This is a genomic window from Thermoanaerobacter siderophilus SR4, assembly GCF_000262445.1.
Classification (GTDB): domain Bacteria; phylum Bacillota; class Thermoanaerobacteria; order Thermoanaerobacterales; family Thermoanaerobacteraceae; genus Thermoanaerobacter; species Thermoanaerobacter ethanolicus.
This window is the reverse complement of sequence record NZ_CM001486.1, coordinates 2,419,625-2,441,352: the sequence shown is the minus strand read 5'-3', so window position 1 is coordinate 2,441,352 and position 21,728 is coordinate 2,419,625. Positions and strand designations below refer to the sequence as shown.

21 protein-coding genes and 3 pseudogenes are annotated in these 21,728 nt (G+C 33.7%); 13 read left to right on the top strand and 11 right to left on the bottom strand.

All coding sequences use genetic code 11. The features are described 5' to 3' along the window. A partial coding sequence (locus tag THESIDRAFT1_RS12130) for a group II intron maturase-specific domain-containing protein (protein WP_006570510.1) occupies positions 1-688 on the top strand: 688 nt, incomplete at its 5' end. A gap of 79 nt (positions 689-767) precedes the next feature. Here THESIDRAFT1_RS12130 and THESIDRAFT1_RS14395 read toward each other — a convergent pair. The 4 genes from THESIDRAFT1_RS14395 to THESIDRAFT1_RS12115 form a co-directional block, all read right to left on the bottom strand. Then, complete coding sequence (locus tag THESIDRAFT1_RS14395) at positions 768-974, bottom strand: TMEM165/GDT1 family protein (RefSeq protein WP_244262672.1); 207 nt, start codon at positions 972-974, stop codon at positions 768-770. A gap of 74 nt (positions 975-1,048) precedes the next feature. Further along, positions 1,049-1,327 carry a TMEM165/GDT1 family protein gene (locus THESIDRAFT1_RS14390; protein ID WP_244262671.1) on the bottom strand — a complete coding sequence of 93 codons (279 nt, stop codon included), beginning with the start codon at positions 1,325-1,327 and terminating at the stop codon, positions 1,049-1,051. Positions 1,328-1,566: 239 nt separating this feature from the next. Further along, positions 1,567-1,851: an SHOCT domain-containing protein gene (locus tag THESIDRAFT1_RS12120; RefSeq protein ID WP_003869451.1), complete on the bottom strand. Its 285-nt coding sequence runs from the start codon at positions 1,849-1,851 to the stop codon at positions 1,567-1,569. 31 nt (positions 1,852-1,882) lie between these two features. Then, on the bottom strand, positions 1,883-2,071 hold the full coding sequence (locus THESIDRAFT1_RS12115; RefSeq protein ID WP_003868304.1) for an SHOCT domain-containing protein: 189 nt from the start codon (positions 2,069-2,071) through the stop codon (positions 1,883-1,885). A gap of 258 nt (positions 2,072-2,329) precedes the next feature. On the opposite strand from THESIDRAFT1_RS12115, the pseudogene THESIDRAFT1_RS12110 reads away from it, so the two are divergent. After that, positions 2,330-3,024, top strand: a pseudogene (locus THESIDRAFT1_RS12110) (response regulator transcription factor). Next, a complete protein-coding gene (locus THESIDRAFT1_RS12105) occupies positions 2,987-4,372 on the top strand; it encodes a sensor histidine kinase (protein WP_004404054.1) in 1,386 nt (461 codons plus the stop codon). Before THESIDRAFT1_RS12110 ends, THESIDRAFT1_RS12105 begins: the two are co-directional and overlap by 38 nt. A 256-nt stretch (positions 4,373-4,628) precedes the next feature. Here THESIDRAFT1_RS12105 and THESIDRAFT1_RS12100 read toward each other — a convergent pair. Next, positions 4,629-5,905, bottom strand: a pseudogene (locus tag THESIDRAFT1_RS12100) (transposase). 193 nt (positions 5,906-6,098) lie between these two features. Here THESIDRAFT1_RS12100 and THESIDRAFT1_RS12095 point away from each other — a divergent pair. The 3 genes from THESIDRAFT1_RS12095 (at position 6,099) to THESIDRAFT1_RS12085 (ending at position 7,904) form a co-directional block, all read left to right on the top strand. Further along, entirely contained in the window at positions 6,099-6,347 is a 249-nt protein-coding gene (locus THESIDRAFT1_RS12095; protein ID WP_003870953.1) for an SHOCT domain-containing protein, read from the top strand. An 82-nt stretch (positions 6,348-6,429) separates the two neighbouring features. Continuing rightward, a complete protein-coding gene (locus tag THESIDRAFT1_RS12090; RefSeq protein ID WP_006570507.1) occupies positions 6,430-7,155 on the top strand; it encodes a creatininase family protein in 726 nt (241 codons plus the stop codon). Between the two features lie 194 nt (positions 7,156-7,349). After that, positions 7,350-7,904 (top strand): LbetaH domain-containing protein, encoded by a 555-nt coding sequence (locus THESIDRAFT1_RS12085; protein ID WP_006570506.1) that lies wholly within the window; start codon positions 7,350-7,352, stop codon positions 7,902-7,904. Here THESIDRAFT1_RS12085 and THESIDRAFT1_RS12080 read toward each other — a convergent pair whose 3' ends face one another. Beyond that, positions 7,905-9,257, bottom strand: coding sequence for a PIG-L deacetylase family protein (locus THESIDRAFT1_RS12080; RefSeq protein WP_006570505.1), 1,353 nt, complete (start codon positions 9,255-9,257; stop codon positions 7,905-7,907). It lies immediately after the preceding gene. 153 nt (positions 9,258-9,410) lie between these two features. On the opposite strand from THESIDRAFT1_RS12080, the pseudogene THESIDRAFT1_RS12075 reads away from it, so the two are divergent. The 4 genes and pseudogenes from THESIDRAFT1_RS12075 (at position 9,411) to THESIDRAFT1_RS12060 (ending at position 14,967) form a co-directional block, all read left to right on the top strand. Further along, a pseudogene (locus THESIDRAFT1_RS12075) lies at positions 9,411-10,555 on the top strand (ROK family transcriptional regulator). Positions 10,556-10,567: 12 nt separating this feature from the next. After that, positions 10,568-11,329, top strand: a complete 762-nt coding sequence (gene nagB, locus THESIDRAFT1_RS12070) for a glucosamine-6-phosphate deaminase (RefSeq protein ID WP_003870958.1) — start codon at positions 10,568-10,570, stop codon at positions 11,327-11,329. 725 nt (positions 11,330-12,054) lie between these two features. After that, positions 12,055-13,467 carry a group II intron reverse transcriptase/maturase gene (ltrA, locus tag THESIDRAFT1_RS12065; protein ID WP_006569145.1) on the top strand — a complete coding sequence of 471 codons (1,413 nt, stop codon included), beginning with the start codon at positions 12,055-12,057 and terminating at the stop codon, positions 13,465-13,467. Positions 13,468-13,632: 165 nt separating this feature from the next. After that, the gene (locus tag THESIDRAFT1_RS12060) at positions 13,633-14,967 is read left to right on the top strand and encodes a phenylacetate--CoA ligase family protein (RefSeq protein ID WP_006570503.1); all 1,335 of its coding nucleotides are present in this window, start codon (positions 13,633-13,635) and stop codon (positions 14,965-14,967) included. Between the two features lie 313 nt (positions 14,968-15,280). Here THESIDRAFT1_RS12060 and THESIDRAFT1_RS12055 read toward each other — a convergent pair whose 3' ends face one another. From THESIDRAFT1_RS12055 to THESIDRAFT1_RS12045, 4 genes are all read right to left on the bottom strand, one after another. Then, entirely contained in the window at positions 15,281-17,344 is a 2,064-nt protein-coding gene (locus THESIDRAFT1_RS12055; RefSeq protein ID WP_341853113.1) for an ABC transporter permease, read from the bottom strand. Next, positions 17,280-17,513, bottom strand: coding sequence for a hypothetical protein (locus THESIDRAFT1_RS15230; protein WP_341853112.1), 234 nt, complete (start codon positions 17,511-17,513; stop codon positions 17,280-17,282). The genes THESIDRAFT1_RS12055 and THESIDRAFT1_RS15230 overlap by 65 nt, the downstream gene beginning before the upstream one ends. Further along, on the bottom strand, positions 17,513-18,211 hold the full coding sequence (locus tag THESIDRAFT1_RS12050; RefSeq protein ID WP_006570501.1) for an ABC transporter ATP-binding protein: 699 nt from the start codon (positions 18,209-18,211) through the stop codon (positions 17,513-17,515). The genes THESIDRAFT1_RS15230 and THESIDRAFT1_RS12050 overlap by 1 nt, the downstream gene beginning before the upstream one ends. 88 nt (positions 18,212-18,299) lie before the next feature. After that, the gene (locus tag THESIDRAFT1_RS12045) at positions 18,300-18,794 is read right to left on the bottom strand and encodes a TetR/AcrR family transcriptional regulator (protein ID WP_244262820.1); all 495 of its coding nucleotides are present in this window, start codon (positions 18,792-18,794) and stop codon (positions 18,300-18,302) included. Between the two features lie 344 nt (positions 18,795-19,138). Here THESIDRAFT1_RS12045 and THESIDRAFT1_RS12040 point away from each other — a divergent pair, with 344 nt between their 5' ends. From THESIDRAFT1_RS12040 to trxA, 3 genes are read left to right on the top strand one after another with little or no spacing between them, the layout of a single operon-like run. Further along, complete coding sequence (locus THESIDRAFT1_RS12040) at positions 19,139-19,795, top strand: cytochrome c biogenesis CcdA family protein (protein WP_006570499.1); 657 nt, start codon at positions 19,139-19,141, stop codon at positions 19,793-19,795. A gap of 12 nt (positions 19,796-19,807) precedes the next feature. Continuing rightward, positions 19,808-20,428, top strand: coding sequence for a peroxiredoxin family protein (locus THESIDRAFT1_RS12035; RefSeq protein WP_003870089.1), 621 nt, complete (start codon positions 19,808-19,810; stop codon positions 20,426-20,428). 41 nt (positions 20,429-20,469) lie between these two features. Beyond that, on the top strand, positions 20,470-20,793 hold the full coding sequence (trxA, locus tag THESIDRAFT1_RS12030) for a thioredoxin (protein WP_006570498.1): 324 nt from the start codon (positions 20,470-20,472) through the stop codon (positions 20,791-20,793). Between the two features lie 515 nt (positions 20,794-21,308). Here trxA and THESIDRAFT1_RS15015 read toward each other — a convergent pair. Continuing rightward, positions 21,309-21,605, bottom strand: a complete 297-nt coding sequence (locus THESIDRAFT1_RS15015) for a hypothetical protein (RefSeq protein ID WP_039929407.1) — start codon at positions 21,603-21,605, stop codon at positions 21,309-21,311. Positions 21,606-21,728: the final 123 nt, after the last annotated feature.

The following is a 21,728-nucleotide window of genomic DNA, read 5'->3' as shown; positions in this document are numbered from 1 at the left end:
GCCATTAAGTCCGCTATTAGCAAACATAATGTTGGACGAACTAGACAAAGAACTTGAAAGGAGAGGGCACAAATTCTGCCGATATGCAGATGACTGCAACATATATGTAAAAAGCAGGTCTGCAGGAAACAGAGTAATGAAGAGCATAAAGAAATTCATAGAAAGCAAATTAAAACTAAAAGTCAACGAAGCAAAAAGTGCTGTAGATAGACCATGGAGAAGAAAATTTCTTGGATTTTCATTCTACACAAAAGAAAACGAAGTAAGAATAAGAATCCATGAAAAATCCATCAAAAGGTTTAAGGAAAAAGTAAGAGAAATAACCAATCGGAACAAGGGAATAAGCATGGAAAACAGAATAAAAAGACTAAATCAAATAACAACAGGATGGGTCAACTATTTTGGATTAGCAGACGCGAAAAGCATAATGAAAACCCTTGACGAATGGATAAGGCGAAGACTAAGGGCATGTATATGGAAACAATGGAAGAAGATAAAAACGAAGCATGATAACTTAGTAAAACTAGGAGTAGAAGAACAAAAAGCCTGGGAATACGCCAATACAAGGAAAGGCTACTGGAGAATATCCAATAGCCCAATCCTAAATAAGACTCTTACAAATAAATACTTTGAAAGCATAGGTTATAAGAGTTTATCCCAAAGATATCTAATTGTACACAATTCCTAATGAACCGCCGTATACCGAACGGTACGTACGGTGGTGTGAGAGGACGCTGAATAAAATAATTATTCAGCTCCTACTCGATTTAGAAAAACAATTTATACAAAGTAGAAAGACCAAAGGCGATGAATATGAAAGAAGATAGATATTTTAAATATTTTGAAGGGATTCTTTTATTAAAATAAATGCCTACAATTATCCCTAATACATCTGCTAAAAATATTCCAAGAGTAGTGCCTATTAATATGTACAGAGGACTGTTGTATGATGCAGTCAAAGCTATAGCAGCCAATTGCGTTTTGTCTCCAAATTCTGATAGTACATATGTACTTATAATAGTTGCAACAGGACCGTATTTTGAATTTTTTATTTTTCCTGTTTTGTTTCTTCCTCTATTAAAGTTGAAATTCCAAAAAACAAAAATAATAAAGCAGCTGAAAATTTTATATAAAAAATGGGAATGTATTCGGTGATATACGAACCAAATATCACAGCAATACCATTGTTTATTAAGGCTGCGATAAATATACTTATAAGAACAGTCCTTACTTTAAAAAGAGTAGCAAAGGCCATTGACATGAGCTGTGACTTATCTCCCATCTCAGAAGTAAAGATAAGGACAAATGATGTGACAAGTGCCTCCATTTTATTGCCTCCCCAACTATTATATTTGCTCTATAAATAAATTAGGACCTTTACATAATATGTAAAACATATTATGTAAAGGTCTCGTTCTTTAAGGTAAAGCCAGGGTTTCCCGATATGTTGACTTTACCACATATAAGCTATGCGAACTACTCCCCTTTACTCAATATATTGTAAAAAATTTATCATAAAATGTCAATAGGAGCAATGTAAACAACAATAATGTCAAATTATTTAGCTTATTTTTTTAACATTTTTACTATTTCTGTATATTCGTCTGAAGTAATTTCACCTCGAACGTATCTTAACTTGGCAATTTCTAATGCTTCATTATTAGGATCTGTATCGTGTTTTTTAAAAAAGTTAACATTTCTAATCTGTTTTACTAGCAAGTAAATTACTACACCTATTAAAATTAAGAACAATATATTGGTAAGTCCACCGCCGAACCAAGTTCCATAACCACAAGGATAATATCCTCCAAACCAACGACCTAAACCACCCATCATATATCCTCCAAACATTATTTTCTCCTCCTCTCTAAATATTTAAATTTTACAAAATACTTTTTAATTTGTTATACTCTTCTTCTGTAATTTCACCTTTAGCCAAGCGTATATCGAGTATTCTTTTTGCTTCGTTTGTTTGGTAATTTTTGGTTTCATGTAAATTATTAATCATTCTTTGCAGGTCACCTGTTTTGTACAAATAAAAGCCAATTGCCAAGATTAATATAAGACCCATACTTTTCAACTCCTTTCTATTTATCGAAAAATTGTTAACTTGCTTTCACCTTTATTTTAAAACTTACTTTTGAAGAAAATATGAAGAGAAAAAAGATATAAACTGTTGGTAAATACAGCTTAATTAGAATGATTTCTAAAAATAGATGGTTAGATTTTCATAAGCCGTGATGTATAATATATGAAGAAAGAAATTTATCAAGCTATTTTCATACATTATTCATAATTTTACAATAAAATGATAAAGGGTGGTTGAAAAATGGGTAAAAAGATATTTGTGGTTGATGACGAAATGAAAATACTGGAAGTTGTAAAGTCATATCTTGAGCATGAGGGATTTAGCGTTATTACCGAAACCAATGGCAATAACGTTTTAAATACATTAAAAAAGAAAAACCGGATCTTGTTATACTTGATCTTATGTTGCCAGGTATTTCAGGAGAGGAACTGTGCAAGAGGATACGGCAGTTTTCCAATGTTCCGATATTGATGCTTACAGCAAAAGTTCAAGAAAGTGATAAAATTAATGGATTTTCCATAGGCGCTGATGACTATCTTACAAAACCATTCAGCCCACGTGAATTGGTTATGAGAGTAAAGGCAATATTAAGGAGGACAAGTGATGATGTACCTCTTGCTGAAGTAATGTCTTTTAATAATGATGACCTTGTGGTCGATTTTAAAGCACACACGGTGAAGAAAGAAGGAGTAGTTGTAAATCTCACTCCAAACGAATTTAAAATTTTAAAGTTTTTAATTCGCAATCCTAACAGAGTCTTTACAAGAGAAGAATTAATTGAAAAAGTTATGGGATTTGACTATGAAGGCTATGACAGGACGATTGATGCACATATTAAAAATTTAAGACAAAAAATTGAAGACGATACGAAAAATCCAGTGTATATTAAAACGGTGTATGGTGTTGGATATAAATTTGGTGATGGAAATGTTTAGAAATAATTTAAGAACAAGGACGGCTATTGTATTTATTTCAATAGCTCTTATATCGATTGTTATTGTAAGTATTACAACAAACATCTTAATAATAAATAGCTTTGGAAATTATGTTACAAAGTCAACAGATAAAGAATTTAGCAATATAGCTAACACTCTTGCTGCAGTGTATAAATCTGAGGGAGGTTGGAAAAGTACAACAGGGCGTGAAATTGGTCATGCAGCTATGATGGAAGGGTATGGATTAAGACTTAGAGATAAAGATGGTAAGATTATATGGGATTTTTCTTCAATGTCATATATGATGAATATGATGGGAAAATGGAATAAGAAAAATATTTCTGAAAAAACTCTTCCCATCATTGTGGATGAAAAAACAGTGGGATATGTGGATATAATTTATTATGGGCCGATGATGATGAGTGACTTGGATTTTAAGTTTTTATATGACATTAGCAGATATAATGTTATAGCAACGGTGATAGCTATTTTTATAGCATTGATTATAAGTATTTATGTGTCAAATTATATTACAAGACCGTTAGTTAATATTACGGAAGTTGCTAAAAAGCTTGAAAAAGGTGATTTTACTGCAAAGGTATATGATATACCTAAAGAAGAAGAGCTATTTAAGCTCACAGCGGCAATAAACCACCTTGGAGAATCTTTAAAAAATCAAGAAATACTAAGAAAACAAATGACCTCTGACATTGCACATGAGCTTAGAACACCATTGACAACATTGCAGAGTCATATTGAAGCAATGCTTGATGGGGTTTGGGAGCCGACGCATGAAAGACTGAAAAGTTTAAATGAAGAAGTCTTAAGACTTATAAACATTGTAAAAGACCTTGAAACATTGAATAAATTTGAATCTGACATGTTAAAGCTTAATAAAATCAAATTTGACGTAAGCGAATTAGTAAAGAACATTTTAACAAATTTTGAAGCATCTTTTGCTGAAAAAGAACAAGAAGTTGTAAAGAACATAGAAGATAACATTATGTTGTTTGGTGATAAGGACAGAATAGCACAGGTCTTCGTTAACCTAATATCAAATTCAAATAAATATACTCCTGTAGGTGGCAAAATAAAAATAGACTTTTATAAAGATGGCGATTATGCAGTATTTATTGTAGAAGATAATGGAATGGGTATATCAAAAGATGATATTCCTTTTATTTTTGAAAGGTTTTACAGAGGAGAAAAATCAAGAAATCGTGAAACAGGTGGAAGTGGAATAGGGCTTTCGATTGCAAAAGCCATAGTACTAGCCCATGGAGGCAAAATAAACGTTGAAAGCGAGATAAATAAAGGGAGTAAGTTTACTGTTAAAATTCCCCTATAAAAACTGGTTCATAAGTTTTTCATAATGGCGGTGTATAATTATTTTTGAAAGGTAGGGATGTGCAAAATTAATAAAAATAATCACGAACAAAAGCCAAAATATGTATGACATACAATATATAGTAATTAGGACTGACAATCGAACATAAAGAAAGTGGTAAAGGAAAAGAAAAGACAAAAAGAGGAGCTAAAAAAGGGCATAAATATCCTGTAGAAGTCAAATGTTAAAAAGTGGCATGAACCAAATTCAGCAAAAGTTAAGCCGATTGCATTAGACCAACAAGGGACTTAAACTCATCAAATTTACCCAGTTTAATAGCTACAATAGCAACAGTAAGCAAAGTAATATGGCCAAAAGTATTAAGGTTGCTGACAGAATTAATATTTCTAACATAAGCTTTTTCAAAATCCAGAGCTTTAAATCGAGAATTATATCTTTCTGATTCTATTCTTAGTCTATAGACAGCCTTAAAATATAGGGAGTCTCTATTAATAGAAGACCTATAATCAGAAGATATAATAGCATACTTAGTACAGCCTCTATGCTTTTTGCCATTAAAATATTTAGGATGCTTTATAGGGCAGGCAGAATCATCCTTAGAATTACAGAACTTGCAAACAAATTTTTGCTTAATAAAACCATCAAAATATTGCTTGCCATCTTTAAGCATTTTAATACCCGCTTCGCAGACCATATAACCATCATCAGTCAGAGGGGGATTTTTAGAATTACGCTTGTTAAGAGGAATAAAGCAATGACCGTGGAGAATATTTCTAACATAATTATAAAGTTTCTTAACATCATAGCCTTTATCAGCAATAAAATTAACATACTTAAGGTTAAACCACTTATTAGTCTTCTCAAGCAAAGATAAAGCGACTTCAAAATCAGGGGCATCAGCGGGGGTAGTAGTTTCAGCGATGGGTAAACCAGAGATAGCATCAACAATAACGTGATTTTTATAGCCCCAATAAAACTTATAGCGTTTATTAGAAGAATCATTAGAAGCAGAATAAACGCCTAATTTACAATCCTTATCAGACTTAGGCTGATTATCTTTAGAGAATTTATTTTTAGAAAAAGACTTAGGGTTATTTAACTTAGTGTTAGCTTTAATAGGGGTAGAGTCCATGGAAATAAACTCACCGGAGATAATACCCATATTTTTGAGGATATTGACCTGATTTTGAAAATAGAGGTCAAATAATCATGAGAGAAGTCATTAATAAAACGGCGAAAAGTCCAATAAGAAGGAAGAGGTTTAGAAATGTCGAAGCCACAAAGATGAGCAATGATAAGATTATTGCGGAGATAATCTAAAAGGTCAGAAATTGTGCCGAATCTTTCAGCTTTCATGACAATAAAAGCTCTAAAAAGTGCATGATGAGAGTAACCCTTACGGCCAGGACTAGAGGAAGGGAATTCAGGTATTGAAGACAGGTCAAGATTTTCAAACATAGAAGAATAGAAATCAATTTTAGACTGAGAGGTAAAGAGTTCAGGTATATTTAAAAGTAATTGAAGCTGGTACATGTAGGATTTCCTCCTTCTTAAAAAATTTTTTATAGTGTATATATAATAATTCGACAAATGGGAGGGGAAATCCTACATAAAAGATAAAAAATTCAAGAGTGATAGAAAAAAAGCATGTCTGTGGAATGGCTTAAATGAAGGCTTTTGAATTTTGCACAAGTCTATTTGAAAGGAAGAAAGGAGGGAAAATATTATGATGAGAATGATGTATGGCTGGGGTTGGGGATATGGCATAGGTGGATTTATTTGGAGCATTGTCTGGATGGCAATAGAGATAGGTTTAATAGTTGCTGCAATATACTTTATTATATCATTATTTCGAGGCACAAAAAATAGAAACAAAGAGAGGGATGCGATAGAAATTTTAAAAGAAAGATATGCAAGAGGGGAAATAAGCGAAGAGGAATATCTTGAAAGAAAAAAACGACTTGAAGAAAAATAATTGTAGTATGTAGGTATATTTAAATTTGATTTGAATTATGATATCCTTAATTTGTAATAATCAAAATAGGGAGAGAAGTTACATGTATTTAATAAACTATGCTTCTGATGACTTTCAAAAAAACTTGCAAAAATCAGATATAGTTATAATTCCTGTAGGCTCTGTTGAGGCTCATGGACAGCACCTTCCTTTGGGAACTGATATTTTTTCGCCTAGACTTTTTTGTGAGATGATTGAAAGAAAAATTGGCGATTATGTGTGGATTGCACCTGAAATACCATATGGGCAAAGTTACGACTTATCTGTCTACCCTGGCACAATTCATGTGCCCTCACAAATACTGGCAGAATACGTATACGCAGTCGGCAAAAGCTTATATGAAAATGGACTTAAAAAGCTTATATTTTTAAACGGACATGGAGGGAATATAAATGCTCTCAATCTTGCCAGTGAAAAGATAGTCCAGCTTGGAATGGTAGTTTTAACAATAAATTGGTGGCTGGACTTTACAAAGGAAATACTTACTATTACACAAGGTCAAGGCCATGCAGGAGAAGATGAAACATCTGCCATTTTATATTACGATGAAAGACTTGTTCAAATGGATAAAGCGACAAAAAATTTAAAAAAGCCTCTTTATAGGGTTTACTTTAAAGACAGAGGAAAAGTACTTTATGAAAATGCCATGTCTGGAGACGCTACTCTTGCAACAAAAGAAAAAGGTGAAAAAATTTTCGAATTATTGACAGATAAAATTATAAAGATAATCCTTGATATTCGTGAAGGAAGGTATTTTGTAGAGGAATAAGGGGAAAAGACATGATTGTATCTTTTACAACAAGCCTTAAAAGCTTTTAAATGAAGCTTTTAGGGCATTTTTATTTTATAAAATTTTCTAAACTTTTAATTTCATTTTTTCGTTGTGTATTTACTTTTTTTGTGATATAATGTAAACAAGTATTATAACCTGGTATAAATGTTAAGTTATATGAGGTGGAAATTATGATTAGGGAAGATATATTTGGGAATTTTCCTCAAATTGCTCATACAGCTTACATAGATAACACAGCGATTTTAATTGGCAATATTGTAGTAGGAGAAAATGTCTACATAGGACCTAATGTTGTCATTAGAGCAGATGAAGTTGATGAAAATTACAAAGTGGGTAAAATTGTTATTAATGATGGTGCAAGTATTTATGATGGAGTCAATATAAATACAATAGGGGCTTCAAAAATTGAAATAGGGAAAAATGCTATTATTTCCAATGGAGCAATAATAAAGGGAGAATGCTATATTGGGAATTGCTGTAATATCAATATAAAAACTATAATATTTAACTCTTACATTGGTGATAATTGTTACATTGGAATAAACGCTATATTGGAGAATGTAAAAATAAATGACAATATGATGGTGGAGTCTGGAAATATTTTAAATGAAGGCAATGTAGCTTTATTGGTGAAACCAATTTCAAAAGAAAAAATTGATGTAATTTACAAAATGAATTCCGCAAATAAAATTTTAGTAAATGGCTACAAATTAATAGGATATTGATTATTTTTCTTTTTTCAAAAGTCTCCACGCTGTTTTGTCAATAAGATATTTATTAGAAGTAGTGGTAGCAGATAAATATATTGCATCAAAGTCTATATTTATAGGAATAGTGATATGAACTATTCTATTTTTTATATTGACATCTCCTTTTCTATTGACTAATTTTCCATTTGTAACTTTTACATTTATTCTTGTAATTTCTTTATGACCTTTAAATAGTATACCATATAAGTTGTATTCATAAAGTGGCTTTGCAGGTTGTCTACACTTTATAGCTACGTGTAAATTATTGTTTTGCATGTATGCATATACTCCTGTTATATCAACACTTCCATTTTCATAATCTCTAAAATTATCATATTCTGGATCTATTATCACTTTATAATCATCAAATTTACGGTTTTTATTGTATTTTTTCAATATACCGTCTTCATAAAACCCATACAGCTCTGTTTTTCTGTCAAAGGCCAATAAAAAGTCTTTCATCACTTTTATCTGAGTTTTATACATCATTATTGCTTCTCCCTTTTTGTCAATATCGGTTTTTGCAAGAGGGTATAGATGCCACTCTGTTCCTGTCTTCAAAAGATTTTGAGGAGGATTTAGATTTAATTGAGGGTGTTTTCCAAAAGGCAGTGGCCAGTTTGTGCGATGAACTATGTAAAGAAATTGAGGGAGATTTTCTTTTTTAAGAAGATATAAGGTATATTTTACAAAACTATTTGTTGCCCAATGGTCGGGATGAAGCTCATTTGGATGAGGATATACAATAAGCGTAGGGTCATATTCTTTTATAATTTTTGTTAAATCTTTTATTATGTTTTCTCCTTTGTATTCTACTTTCAGAGTGTATGAATTATCATAGGGGCTTATTGCTGTCTTAGTACCAAAGCTTTTATAAGGTACATTCCAATATTTCCACCAAAGAGGAGCTAAACCTTTATCAGGATATCCTAAAAAAATAATGTTTTTCCCTTTTACTCCTAAGTATTTTAAAGCAGAAAGAGTCTCTTTCTGTCTATCGTATCCAAGACGCAAAAAATCATGAGGGGTTGGAAAAGGAATGTCATAATTTTCAATAACTGCTCTTTTAAAGGAATCTCCATTAGTTATTATTACGACTTTTACCTCACCACCATATCTCATAGTGTCTTGAATAAGGCCAGCTGAAGCCAATGTTTCATCGTCAGGGTGAGGTGCAAAGACTAATACTCTTTGATAAATTTGAGGAGTTGGATAAAGTTTTTTAACAGGAGTTTTGCTTTCATAGTTATAAGTTTTTAATTCTAATCTAGCAAAGGCTACAAAAAGTATTAAAATAATTATTGCAATGCATTTCATTTTTTTATTCATTATAAGACACCTTCCTTGTATATTTGTAGTCTCAAAATTTATTATTTACATTTTTCAAATTATTATGGTATAATAATTACAGGAAAATGTTCGGATATCGAACTAATTTTTTTAGATAATTAGTTCAGATAATGAACTAATGGAGGCGAGATATTGAAAGACTATACTAAAGGCACTTCAGGGTTAATTAAAAATATCAATAAAGCCAATGTTTTAGATGTTATTAAAAAGATGCAACCCATATCGAGAATAGAGGTTTCTAAAGTTTTAAAAATGAGCAAATCTACTATTTCTGCCATTGTAGATGAGTTGATTGAAGAAGGTTTGGTAATAGAAAATGGTTACGGAGAAAAAGGTACAGTAGGGAGAAAGCCTATACAGCTTTCTTTTAATCCTGATGCTAGATTTGTTATAGGGATAAGCGTTGAATCTACAAATTCGATAGGAATTCTGACTAATTTAGAGGGGAAAATTTTAAAAAGATAAAATGGGAAACTGGCATTAAAGAACAGGCTTTTAATGGAATTGTGAAAGGGATAAAAGAACTTACTGAGGAAGATAAAAATATAATAGGAATTGGTATTGGTCTTCCAGGAATCACAGATATACAAAAAGGAATTGTTGATGCACCAGGATTGAAATGGAGTAATTTTGATTTAAAGAAAAGGTTGAGTGAAATTTTTAATTATAATATCTACATAGACAATAGTGTAAATTATGCTGCATTAGGAGAGAGATGGATTGGTTGTTGCCGTGAAATAGAGAATTTTGTGCTTATAAACATAGGAAATGGTATAGGCTCGGGAATATATGTAAATGGTACTTTATTACGAGGCAATAGTTACGCTGCAGGGGAAGTAGGGTACATGGCCATAGGAGAGGATGCTTTTGAAAGAGTTTATTCTTACGAGGATTATGGTTATTTTGAAAGAAAGGCTTCTTTGTCTTCTTTAGTTGAATCAGTTTCTAAAAGTTTGTCTTATGTAAAAACTATGGAGGGTGTAGTAAAAGAATATAAAAAACAAAATCCTGCTTGTGTACAAGCTGTATCTCAATTTATTAAAAATTTAAGCATGGGTATTGCCAATATTGTAAGTATTTTAAACCCAGAAGCAATAATAATTGGAGGAGACATCCTAAACTATGAAATTGATATACGCCAGGAGTTAAAGGAGAAAGTGAAAAGGATTGTGCCTTTTGATTTTGACATTAAAGTAGCTCAACTTGGTGAAGATGCTTCTGCTATTGGGGCGGTAGCCGATGTGCTTTTAAATACAAATAATTTAATTTTACTATAAGGAGGCCATAAGATGAAAGTAATTATAACTGTAAATTATGACGAAATGAGTAAAAAGGCAGCAGAAATTGTGAAAAAGCAAATCAAAGAAAAACATAATACGGTTTTAGGGCTTGCTACAGGTTCTACGCCTCTGGGGATGTATAAACATTTAATTGAGATGTATAAAAGAGGGGAAATAGATTTTTCTAATGTCATTACTTTTAATTTAGACGAATACATTGGTTTATCTCCAGACCATCCTCAAAGCTATCATTATTTTATGTTCCACAATTTTTTCAATCATATTAACATTAAAAAAGAAAATGTTCATATTCCAAATGGCATAGCCGAGGATTTAGAAGAAGAGTGTAGAAAATATGAAGAAGAAATTGAAAAAGCAGGTGGGATTGACTTGCAAATATTAGGTATTGGTGTCAATGGACATATAGGATTTAATGAGCCGGAGGAGAGCATAGAGACTAAAACTCATGTAGTTACTTTGACAGAAGATACAATAAATGCTAATAAGAGATTTTTTAAAAGCGCAGAGGAAGTACCAAGAAAGGCGATTACTATGGGACTTGGAAGTATCATGAAAGCAAAGAAAATTGTCCTTTTGGCTTCTGGAAAAAATAAAGCAGAGGCAATAAAAGAAACTATAAAAGGACAATTGACTACTAAAGTGCCTGCTACTGTTTTAGCTTTACATCCCGATGTAATTATAATAATTGATAAGGAGGCTGCTTCACTTATACCCGATGAAGATTTAAAAGAAATAGAAGTAATTGTTTAATAGGCGAAAGCCTATTTCAGTTTGTTGACAAAGTTAAAAAATATTCAAAGGAGATATTTTGCATCGTCACTCCGATGTTCCAAAGCGACAAAACTAAACTCGACCTTCGGGTTCCGGCAGGGTACCGGGCACATTCGACATCCTTGTCTTAGTGCCCGCCTCCGCCATCCGTGGCTACGGCCCTGCCTCCACCCTTGGTCTCGCTAAGTTTTGTTGCCGCTTTGTCACAAGTCGTTCCTTATGCAAAATATCTCCTTTACGAAAGTTTGTCTACAGTCTGTAATAGGCGAAAGCCTATTTTTTATGTGCGCCCGGCATGGGCGATAACTAGGCGGTGAAAGTCCGCTGTGGGCTTGGTAGTGGGAACCACTAGCCAAGAGCAAGGGTGTCCATCGTGAGGTGGAATCTGAAGGAAGCTTAAGGCAAAATCTCGGTCTGATGAACAAGAACCAGATAAGAGGCTGAATTGGGATGGATGAGTTTGCGTAACAAAACGAAGTCCAACACTACCCGAATCCCATACAGTAAATCTGGCAGATATATGAGATGAAAGTTATCGTTCTTACCCGGGGAGGTCTCAAGGATAAGTCATGGAAGTAAAATCTGAAGTGACAACCCATACAGTGATGTATGGTTGAACCTTGAGAAGTCAGCAGAGGTCATAGTACTTATCTAGACATGAATAGATAAGGAAGGACCGAACGTTAGGAGGTTTTGGAAATCTTATGGACTCGAAAGATATGCAGAGACTGCAGACAACTCAACAAAGAGGCTATCCGTTGAATAGAGAAATGGAATTTCAAAAGACAACGGAAGTGCATAGTATATCATCGGCGTCGGAAGATGGAAGAAACGAGGTACAAAGATATACCGGCAAGATGCTTGAAATGATAGTAGAACGAGGGAACATGGAAGCAGCATACAAGCGCGTTGTTGCAAATAAAGGAAGCCATGGAGTCGATGGGATGGAAGTAGATGAACTTCTACCGTATCTCAAAGAAAACTGGCCAACCATAAAACAACAACTGCTGGAGGGGAAATACAAACCACAACCAGTGCGAAGAGTAGAAATTCCCAAACCAGATGGAGGAGTAAGACTACTAGGAATACCTACAGCACTAGATAGACTAATACAACAAGCAATAGCCCAAATACTGAATAAAGTCTACAACCATACATTTTCAGATAGCAGTTATGGATTCAGACCAGGACGCAGTGCAAAAGACGCAATAAAAGCCGCAGAAGCATACATAAATGAAGGATACACATGGGTTGTAGATATGGACTTAGAAAAGTTCTTTGACAGAGTAAACCACGACATAATAATGTCCAAACTAGAAAAGCGGATAGGGGACAAAAGAGTACTAAAGTTAATACGAAGATACCTAGAATCAGGAGTAATGATAAACGGAATCAAAATATCAACAGAAGAAGGGACACCCCAAGGAGGGCCATTAAGTCCCCTATTAGCAAACATAATGTTGGACGAACTAGACAAAGAACTTGAAAGGAGAGGGCACAAATTCTGCCGATATGCAGATGACTGCAACATATATGTAAAAAGCAGGTCTGCAGGAAACAGAGTAATGAAGAGCATAAAGAAATTCATAGAAAGCAAATTAAAACTAAAAGTCAACGAAGCAAAAAGTGCTGTAGATAGACCATGGAGAAGAAAATTTCTTGGATTTTCATTCTACACAAAAGAAAACGAAGTAAGAATAAGAATCCATGAAAAATCCATCAAAAGGTTTAAGGAAAAAGTAAGAGAAATAACCAATCGGAACAAGGGAATAAGCATGGAAAACAGAATAAAAAGACTAAATCAAATAACAACAGGATGGGTCAACTATTTTGGATTAGCAGACGCGAAAAGCATAATGAAAACCCTTGACGAATGGATAAGGCGAAGACTAAGGGCATGTATATGGAAACAATGGAAGAAGATAAAAACGAAGCATGATAACTTAGTAAAACTAGGAGTAGAAGAACAAAAAGCCTGGGAATACGCCAATACAAGGAAAGGCTACTGGAGAATATCCAATAGCCCAATCCTAAATAAGACTCTTACAAATAAATACTTTGAAAGCATAGGTTATAAGAGTTTATCCCAAAGATATCTAATTGTACACAATTCCTAATGAACCGCCGTATACCGAACGGTACGTACGGTGGTGTGAGAGGACGCTGAATAAAATAATTATTCAGCTCCTACTCGATTTAGCAAGATTTTGCAATTGAGATATAATATAATTGTCAGGGAAAAATAGGTTACAAAAGGTGCTACTTTAAAGGAGAGATAAGCTATGATAAAGGTGATGATGGAAGGATTTAAATTATATAACCATAATAAATGGCCTCGTGAAAAAATAATGGAATATAGCAGTAAGCGTATGAGAGAAATGATAAAACACGCCTATACTTCCAGCAATTTTTATAAAACTCTCTATAAAAGAGCAGGAATAGAATATAAAGATTTGGACGCTGTTCCTATTGAAGAATTGCCTGTGATAGATAAAGAAATGATTAGAAATAATTTTTTTGATATAGTTACTGATTCTATCTCTTCCAAAGAGATAGAAATGGCAATGAAAAATAGTGAATTAATGGTGAGGATAGGAAAATATATCCTTGTTCATACTTCCGGCAGCACAGGCAAGCCTTGTAATTTTCTGTATGATATAGATGCTTTGGATATGATAGAAGCCAATATGGTTCGGATAAGCATAGGCGGGAAAAAGGAAATTGGATGGAGTGATTTCCCTATAAAGGTATTGTACGTAGCTTCTGTAGGCAGCGGTTATGCTTCTACTGTACTTGCTATGAATGGAATTAAAAAATATCGAGCTAAAAGTATGGTATTAAATGCTGCAGACCCTATTGATACTTGGAAAGATAAAATTAAAAATTTCAATCCTAATTATTTGGCTGGTTATCCTTCCTGCATAAAAATATTGGCTGATATGCAACAAAGAGGCGAAATAAATATAAAGCCTAAGAAAATAATTACAGGAGGAGAGCCTTTAAGTAAAGAAATTTCCAATTATTTAAGCTCTGTTTTTGATGCTGACGTAATAGATTATTATGGTTGTACAGAATCAATATTTTTAGGTATGGGAACTAGCTGGTATGAAGGTATGTATCTCATGGATGATATGAATTATGTGGAAGTTGATGAGTTTGGCAGGTTAATCATAACTCCATTGTATAACAAAATTTTCCCTCTTATCCGTTATCGACTGAATGATGTGGTAGAAGGATTTGATAGAGAATATAAAGGTCCTTTACCTTATACTCATATTAAAAGAGTGATAGGAAGAGAAGAAGAGATAATGTGGTTTAAAAATGAAAATGGTGATAAGGACTTTCTTCATCCTCTTTTTATTGATGACCTTGATGTTGAAGGAATAAAAGAATACCAGTTTGTCCAGACAAGTGATGAAAGCCTTATATTGAACTGTGTCAAACTACCTAATGCCGGTGAAGATGTTGAAGAAGAAATCAAGAGACAACTTGACCAGTTTTTGAGTAAAAAGAAGCTTAGAAATGTAAAATACGAGGTACATTTTACAGACACGCTTCAGATTGATAAGATAACTGGAAAGGTAAAAATGGTCATAAATGCTATAAAACAAGAATGAAAGTATTGCGCGATTGGTATAGTTTTAAGAAAATGATACTCATTTTTGTACGAAAGTGAAAAAAACTATAATGCTTTACTGAAAATTTATACTTTTGTACAGTTGACAAATTTGTGAAAGAATTAAACGATAAATATAAAGAAATTACCAGTAAGATTTTGATTATAAAAATGAAAAATTATTATTTAAGTAAAAGTAAAGAAGAGTTAGGCAGCAAAGCTTTTAATCCTTTGCTGCCTTTTTTAAAATTTTAGCTCTATAATAAAAATGGAGGAGTGGTGGCTATTTTAAAAAGGAAAGCAGCTTTTGTTTTTTAGTCTACTTGTTCTCTTAAAACCTCAACCGGCATGACCTTTGCCATCTTTCTTCTGACCAGAAATCTTGAGACTACAAAGACAAAAAACAACACAGCAAATGTTGAGAAGATGCTTTTTGTACTTACATCAAGCATCATGGCAAAGTCTATGTCTTTTGTTGCCGCATTCATCAGACTATCCATTGTTATCTTTGAGAGAGGAACGCCTATTATAAATCCTGCTAAAAATGAAAAGTTGTTAAAGCCAAGCATCATTTTAAAGATACTGCCTTCTCTATATCCCAGCATTTTTAATATACCTATGTTTTTCTTGTTCTCATTGACAGTGAGGGTAAACAAAACATACACGATCAAGAGGGCAAGGATTGCTGCAACAAGTGCCATAACTTCAATTGTCTTTGAAAGGTCACCAGCCGAAGCTTTTATTGTATTTACAAGCTCAGATTTTGAGTAGCTTTCAAAAATCAAGTTATTGCTAAGGCTTAGTTTTTCTTTTGAAAATATGCCAATATACTCTTCCCTGCTGTAACCAAATATCTTGTTGAAACTCTCAAGGTCCATATATCCACTGTTGCCTACTGGAAGATCAGCTATCTTGTAAACTTTTAAGGTGTACTTTTTATCTGTGAACTTGCTCTTTATGTGAATTTTATCTCCCTCTTTAAGACCAAGCTTGTTTGCCAAAGGTCTTGATATAACAAGCTTATTCGAAATTGGTATTTCATTGCCTTTATTATCATAGAGCTTTATCATCTGTGAATCTTTTTTAATACCGTATATCATAATACTCAATTTTCCTCCTTCAATATCAAAAGACATCACATTGTATGGCTCTGCTTGGTTTGTCAGCTTTATTTCAGGATGTGTGGAAACTGAGTTTAAGAGGTAAAGATATTCATATTTGAAGTTTTTTTCATACGTCCTTTCAATGGCAACAACAATTGAATCCTTTGCTGTCATGCCGTACATCATAAGTATTGTGGAAAAGATTATACCAACTGCTAAAACAAGCTCTCTTGCAAAATGTCTGTAGCCGTACTTTAACATAATCTTTGTCTGAAATTCAAACCTGTCGAAAAACTTTATGTCAGGAAGTTTGCCAAACTTTATCTCGTCAACACCATGAAGCATCTGAACAATCGTGAGCTTGAAAAAGTTTTTGAGCGCAAGGTACTCTGAGATGAATATAAATACTGCTGGCAGCGCCAGTGCAACAAATATGTGCTGCCATGGCAAAACATTTTTCAGCTTTGGCAGGGTAAAATATGACCTGTAAAATTCTGAAAGCGGATACGCTTCAAAATACCCAAGCAGAATACCCAAAATTGAACCTGTCAACCAAATATAAAGTGGAAATCTCATGAAAACTCTAAACACATCTTTCTGGGTATAACCCATGGAATAGAGTGTGCCAATTTCTGCGTGCATGGTGTTTATTATCCTTCGCATGACGATAAAGAGTATAAACGATGATACAAGAATTATAAAAAGACTAAGAGGCAATGTCATCCTCTTTGCATTTTCAAGCTTCATCTCTGTGTAAATTATTCTTGGATTTTCACTTTTCTCAACGAATTTTAAAAGATGCCAGTTAGAATTTATAAAACTCTTGAAATCTTCGATATTGTTGAGTCTTCCTTTATAGCTGTAGTAGTGAACAGGAAGAGCAGGAAACAGCTTTTTCATGTCATTTTCTGTCATCAGCACAACGCCAAAGTGTTTTGGGTCTGGAAGAATGTCCTGGTCGTTTTTTATAATGTAAATGTAATCAGGAAGATAGCCAATTCCACTTACTGTGAACTTTTTATTCAAAATTGTTATACTATCGTTTGTGTGATACTGGTGAGCTTTGAAAAAACTTGGGTCAAGCAAAACTTCACCGTCTTGTGGCTTTTTTCCAGCTTCTATATAGGGCTTGTTTATTCTATCTGAAATTGAAAATATTCTAAGTGTGATTCCATTCTCTTGAACCTCATAAAAAAGCCTCTCCTCAAGCTCAACACCAAATTTTTCTTTCCAAGAGTTTTTCATCAATATTCTGAGAGGTAATAAAATACCCATCCTCTTGCACATAGTCTTTTATGAACATCTTATAGTTGACGTCTATGTCTTCCATTGACACAGCAAAAAGGGTATATGTCATTGAAGCAATTGCAACAAGCATTATGATAGAAAAGAACTGTAAAAATTCTCTTTTCATAACCCTCAAAGGGATTTTTTTGATTAACATTACCAGCTTACCTCCTGAGCTGAAATCTTTTGAGGATTCTCTGAAAATTCAACAAGCCTTCCGGACCTGAGCCTCAAGGTCGCATCTGCCATTTTAGAGATGGCAAGGTTGTGTGTTATTATCAAAACGGTTGTGCCAAACCTCTTGTTTACATCCTCCAAAAGCTTTAGAACAAGCTTGCTGCTTTCATAGTCAAGCGCACCTGTTGGCTCATCGCACAGAATCATTGCAGGATTTTTGACAACTGCCCTTGCAATTGCAACCCTCTGCTGCTGACCGCCAGATAGTTCAAAAGGAAATTTATTCTTTTCTGAATACACATCCATCATCTCAAGCACCATGTCAACATCTAAAGGATTTTTGCTTAAAGCCGCGCTGGATAACACATTTTCGTACACAGTAAGACCGTTTATCAGGTTGTAAAATTGAAAAACAAACCCAACATAGTCGCGTCTGTAGTCAGAAAGCTTTTTCTGGTCCATTGCAGTTATCTCTTTTCCATCAACAAAGATTCTGCCCTCTTCTGCCCTGTCAAGCCCACCAAGAATGTTAAAAAGAGTAGTTTTGCCAGAACCAGATGGACCAATCACAGTGTAAATTTTACCTCTTTCAAGCTCAAAGCTCACCTCATTTAGCGCTCTGATTTCATTTTTGCCAATCCTGTAGATTTTGGAAAGCTTTTCTGCTTTGACAAACACAGTATATCCTCTCCTTCAGCCTGCATTCTTTAATGATATATTATATTATGACTAATTAGTCATATGACTGTCAAGTCATATTAAAAATTTATTTTTTTGCAATCCCTTCTTTCAAAAGCTTTATAAACTGTGAAATAGCATCTTTAAAATAGTCAATGTCAAGCTCAAAAGTGGTTGTGTTGTTTTCATTCAAAGCCTTTTCGATGATAAACTTTTTCATGTAAAAACTTGCACCTTCCAAAAATATTCCGATTAAAAGTGGGTCTATGTCGTCTCTTATAAAGCCCTGCTTCTGGTTGTATTTTATTATCTCAACCAAAAAATCTCTTGACTGCTTTAGGAATTTTTCATTTATCTCATCCTTAAAAGGTGAGTCATGAGAAAAAAATGCCATCTCAAGCAACATATACTCATACCTCAAATCTTTCATTGCATTCCATACACTCTCAAGGGAGTTTTCGTAGTAGTCCAATATGTTCACGTGAACCATGTCCATCTTAGTAAGAAGCTGCAAAAATCTTTTATACGCAACTTCAATTGTGTAAAAATACATATCTTTTTTGTTCTCAAAATACTGATACATGCTTCCCTTTGCAACTCTGCATTCTTTGGCAACGTCCGATATATCCACAAGATGATAGGGTTTTGTTGCAAAATGTTTTATAAGTGCATCTGTGATAAGATCTTTTTTTCCTGTGCAAGATTCAAAAAGGTAGCCTTTGGCATCAACATCACCTCAAGATTATTATGACTCATTAGTCACAAAATGTCAAAAATAAAATCCTCAATGGCAAAATAGCCATCAAGGGTTTTTGATTTTTCTTAAAGTGAATTCTCTTTTCTTTCTTGTTTGAACATAGTTGTACTGTATCAGAAAATGTGGTAATATAGTATTAGTCACACCCTATAGGGGAGGGAGGTGTAGATGTGCCAATTTACACTGCATTTTTAGCAGGAATTGTTTCTTTTTTATCACCCTGTGTTTTGCCTTTAATTCCCGCTTATGTGTCATATATTTTTGGAAATAAAAAGAATAATTTAATAAATTTGATTCTCTTTGTTTTGGGATTTAGCATAGTGTTTGTTTTAATGGGGGCGACTGCAAGCCAACTAGGAAAGCTTTTTTTAGCCTATAAAGACATTTTTAGGAAAGTAAGTGGGATAATAATTGTGCTTTTTGGACTTCAAATGACTGGGATTTTTAGACCACTATTTTTAAATAAAGAAGTCAAATTAATAAATATGGAAAAGGTACAGACCGGTTATATAGGGTCATTAGTATTGGGTATAACTTTTGCAGCAGGATGGACACCTTGTGTAGGTCCGATTCTCGCTTCGATATTGTTGTATGCTGGGTCGGTCAGTACTTTAAGTGTAGGCGTGATATTGCTTTTTGCATATTCTATGGGGCTTGGCATACCTTTTATAGTTACAGCCTTATTGATTGACAAGTTTAAAAGTATGTATAAAAGGATTAACAAAATATTGCCTTATATTGAGGTAATAAGTGGGGTTATTCTCATAATATTTGGAGTTCTTTTATATTTTAACATGCTAATCAAGATAAGTGGATATTTTTATTAAGAGGTGGTTAGTGTGAAAAATAAAAGTCTAATTTTTACTATAATTGCTGTGATAGTTATAGGGGCACTTATTTTCGTCTTAAATAATTACACAAAAAGTGCTCAACCTTCCCCTTCTCAAGTGGCAGAAAATAATACTCCTAGCAATAATGAAGATCAAAATACAAGTTCAAATGCAAATGCAAATAAAACTGAGCAAAGTGAGCCTAAGATAGGGAATCAAGTAGGAGATGTAGCACCAGATTTTACGCTAAAAGATTTAGATGGCAATACTGTGACCTTGTCGAGCTTAAGAGGAAAAAAAGTTATACTAAACTTTTGGGCAACAACTTGTCCTTATTGCAAAATTGAAATGCCAGCTTTAAATCAGTTTATAAAAGGCCATAAAGATGATACGGTTTTACTTGCGATAGACTTGGGTGAAAGCCCATCAAAAGTAAAGCAGTATTTAGAAGGGAAAGGATATGAATTTACTGTGCTACTGGATACTGACTTAAGTACTATTTACGATTATCAGGTTCAATTTATACCTATGTCTTATTTTATAGATAAAAACGGGGTCATAAGGGCAATTAGCAATGGGGCTATGACATATGACGAAATTGAAGAGTATTATAAATCAATTTCTCAATAAATGAAAATGTACAAAAGCAAGTAGAAGGAGGATATACACAAATGAAACCAGTAAATGTCACAGATGAGACTTTTGCAGAGGAAGTATACAATTCTGATAAACCTGTTTTAGTAGATTTTTGGGCTAAATGGTGTAGACCCTGTTTAATGATGGCACCAGTGTTAGAGGAGTTTGCGGAAGAATACGCTGATAAGATAAAAGTGGCAAAACTGGATGTGGATGAAAATCCTGTAATTGCTTCTAAATATAGAATTATGAGCATACCTACAATGGGGGTTTTTGTAGAAGGCAAAATGGTAGATAAGGTGATTGGCTTTATGCCAAAAGAGCATTTAGTTGAAAAATTGTTAAAATATTTGAAATAGGTATTAAAAAGGAGTATCTTTTGTTAGAGATACTCCTTTCAGTTTGTTGACAAAGTAAAAAAATATTCAAAGGAGATATTTTGCATCGTCGCTCCGATGTTCCAAAGCGACAAAACTAAAGCTCGACCTTCAGGTTCCGGCAGGGTACCTGCGTCAGGTGGCATCCATGCCTTAAGGTGCCCGCCTCCGCCATCCTTGGCTTCGGCCCTGCCTTCACCCTCGGTCTTGCTAAGTTTTGCTGCCGCTTTGTAACAAGTCACTCCTTATGCAAAATATCTTAGACTTGTGCAAAATTCAGAAGCCTTCATTTAAGCCATTCTACAGACATACTTTTTTCCTATCACTCTTGAATTTTTTATCTTTTATGTAGGATTTCCCCTCCCATTTGTCGAATTATTATATATACACTATAAAAAATTTTTTAAGAAGGAGGAAATCCTACATGTATCAGCTTCAATTACTTTTAAATATACCTGAACTCTTTACCTCTCAGTCTAAAATTGATTTCTATTCTTCTATGTTTGAAAATCTTGACCTGTCTTCAATACCCTGAATTCCCTTCCTCTAGTCCTGGGCGTAAGGGTTACTCTCATCATGCACTTTTTAGAGCTTTTTATTGTCATGAAAGCTGAAAGAATTTGGCACAATTTCTGACCTTTTAAATTATCTCCCCAAATAATCTTATCTTTGCCTATCCTTGGTGCCTCCAACATTTCTAAAACCTCTTTCCTTCTTATTGGGACTTTTTCCCCCGTTTTAATTAAATGAAGTTCTCCCCCAGTGATTATTTTTGACCCCCTATTCTTTTTCAAAAAACCCCAGGGGCAAAAATTTCCCCCCCAAAAAAAAATTTGGGGGCAATTTTTTTTTTCCTTGGGGGGGGGGAGGATTTTTTTATTTTTTTTTCCCCCCTGGGGTGGGAGCCTCCTCTTCTA